Below are 1,838 nucleotides of genomic sequence, written 5' to 3' on the forward strand. Positions count from 1 at the left end.
AGTACCTGCGGAATGCTTGGGAACGGACGTTGCCCTTACGCGAAATTGTACAACGGGAGTACGATGCGAGGGCTGTCGAACGATAGATCGCCGCAACCGCCGCAGTCACCACACATCCACATCTTTCTCGGGCTCCCATCGGAAGACGCCCTAACAGAAAGGAGTACCCATGAAATGGTTGCGGAACTGGCTGCAGGGCTCCGACCCTGACCTGAACCGGCTTCTGACTCGCGAAGATGCTGTTATCACCGTGGAGCGCGCCAATGGAGATCGCATTGAGATCACCCCACTGGCCGCTGCACGGCAGAGACAGAACAACAACGGTAGTCAGAAGCCTCAACACAGGGACAACGGGAACGGACGACCCAACGGTCAGCAAGGCCAAGACAACAATACCCAGAACCTGTTCAGGCGTTGAACAGCACCGCCCCGGCACATCGCCGGGGCGGCTCTTTCTCGGGCTCCCGGAGGAACCGGACAACGAGAAGGAGATGACTTATGTGTCTGGAATACGGAAGCTGGTGCAGCGAGCCGTTCAGGCTCTATGACGAGGATGAGTTCGTCCGCTGGATCCGGCAATGGCCGGAAGTGGATTTCGAACTGGCCCGCGACGGCATCGCGAAGCTCTACCCGGCCTGGGATCTGGAATACGCACCCAATCTGCCGGTGTACCACTACGACGACGAGACCGGAGATTACACGGTCGACGAAGAGCGCTACGAGGATGTGTTCATAGAAGAACTCTCCTGGCGCATCGCGATCGGCGAGACCTGCGTGTTGAAGATCGCCGGATGCGGCTTCGGCGAGGTCCACGGCCATGCCGTCGCCATTGTTGGCGGCGAGGCACCTCCGCAAGAGCGGATCACCTGCCTGTCGCTCGACGACATCTATCAGAAGGCCGTCGACACACTGCACCAGGACAGGCTCCTGCTGACCCACATGGCAGCAGAGTGAGTTTCCCGTGCCACCCCAAGAGAGGGTGGCGCGGGGCTTTTTCGGGCACCCGGAGGACGAACGAACCGAAGGGAGACCACCATGTCCGACACGACCAACGAAGATTTCGAGGCCAAGCTCGCTGGCGGCTTCATATTGCTGAGACCTGTCTCAGCGGCGGCACTTGCCTGGGTGCAGGAACACCTGCCCGAGGACACGCTGTCGCTGGGACAGCACCTGGCGATCGAGACCCGGTATGCCCCTCCGATCTTCGACGGCATCGAGGACGATGGCCTGACCATCGCCTGACGTCCTGCCCGCTGCCCGACCGGGTGGCGGGCCTTTTTCGGGCGCCCTCGGGGCGGCGGCGACCGCCGCCCAATAAGAGGGAGATACCCCATGAAAGACGACAATGACCGGCTTGCGGAGGTTTTCCGTTCGGCCCTGGCGGCGATCCACGAACTTGTGGAGCCGCTCGAAAACGATGATAGCGGCGAAGCCCGCGACCGCGTCCCCGAAGACGCACTGAGCGTTGAGGTCAGGGAACCGTGGCACAGCCACGGAGCAGGCCATGACGGACTATCCGAATACCGATTGCTTCTCGCCACCGGCGGACCGGCAGTTCGCATCATCGGTCGCCTGGACGCATTTCACGAGCCCGAAACGGCCGTGTTGGAGGCGCAGGACTGGTTCCTGCCCTGGACGGGTTTCGAGACGAGCCGTGAGGATGACGAGGCACTACTGACCTATGCCAGATGCTTCTGGTTCGGGGAGTAGCAGATAGTCGCCCCGGTGTGCGGGGCGGCTTTTCTGGTTGCGCGATCAACTTTCACAAGTTCGTTCGTCCTACCCAGCGCGGGGGACGCAGCAGACATTCGGTAGTCAGTCGCGAAGGGGCCTGAACG

General features: G+C 61.6%; 4 protein-coding genes. All 4 read left to right on the forward strand.

Features of this window, described 5'->3' with window-relative positions:
- The first annotated feature begins 169 nt into the window (after window positions 1–169).
- Window positions 170–418, forward strand: coding sequence for a hypothetical protein (locus R3X27_RS25425; protein ID WP_317711709.1), 249 nt, complete (start codon window positions 170–172; stop codon window positions 416–418).
- Between the two features lie 80 nt (window positions 419–498).
- Window positions 499–954 carry a hypothetical protein gene (locus R3X27_RS25430; protein WP_317711710.1) on the forward strand — a complete coding sequence of 152 codons (456 nt, stop codon included), beginning with the start codon at window positions 499–501 and terminating at the stop codon, window positions 952–954.
- 81 nt (window positions 955–1,035) lie between these two features.
- The gene (locus R3X27_RS25435; protein ID WP_317711711.1) at window positions 1,036–1,242 is read left to right on the forward strand and encodes a hypothetical protein; all 207 of its coding nucleotides are present in this window, start codon (window positions 1,036–1,038) and stop codon (window positions 1,240–1,242) included.
- A 90-nt stretch (window positions 1,243–1,332) separates the two neighbouring features.
- A complete protein-coding gene (locus R3X27_RS25440; RefSeq protein ID WP_317711712.1) occupies window positions 1,333–1,710 on the forward strand; it encodes a hypothetical protein in 378 nt (125 codons plus the stop codon).
- Window positions 1,711–1,838: the final 128 nt, after the last annotated feature.

It is taken from the genome of Tropicimonas sp. TH_r6, assembly GCF_033101155.1.
In the GTDB taxonomy this organism is placed as follows: Bacteria; Pseudomonadota; Alphaproteobacteria; order Rhodobacterales; family Rhodobacteraceae; genus Tropicimonas.

Excerpts from the sequence above, each read along its gene's own strand:
- R3X27_RS25425 (WP_317711709.1), top strand. The coding sequence starts at position 170 with ATGAAATGGTTGCGGAACTGGCTGCAGGGCTCCGACCCTGACCTGAAC.
- R3X27_RS25430 (WP_317711710.1), top strand. The coding sequence starts at position 499 with ATGTGTCTGGAATACGGAAGCTGGTGCAGCGAGCCGTTCAGGCTCTAT.
- R3X27_RS25435 (WP_317711711.1), top strand. The coding sequence starts at position 1,036 with ATGTCCGACACGACCAACGAAGATTTCGAGGCCAAGCTCGCTGGCGGC.
- R3X27_RS25440 (WP_317711712.1), top strand. The coding sequence starts at position 1,333 with ATGAAAGACGACAATGACCGGCTTGCGGAGGTTTTCCGTTCGGCCCTG.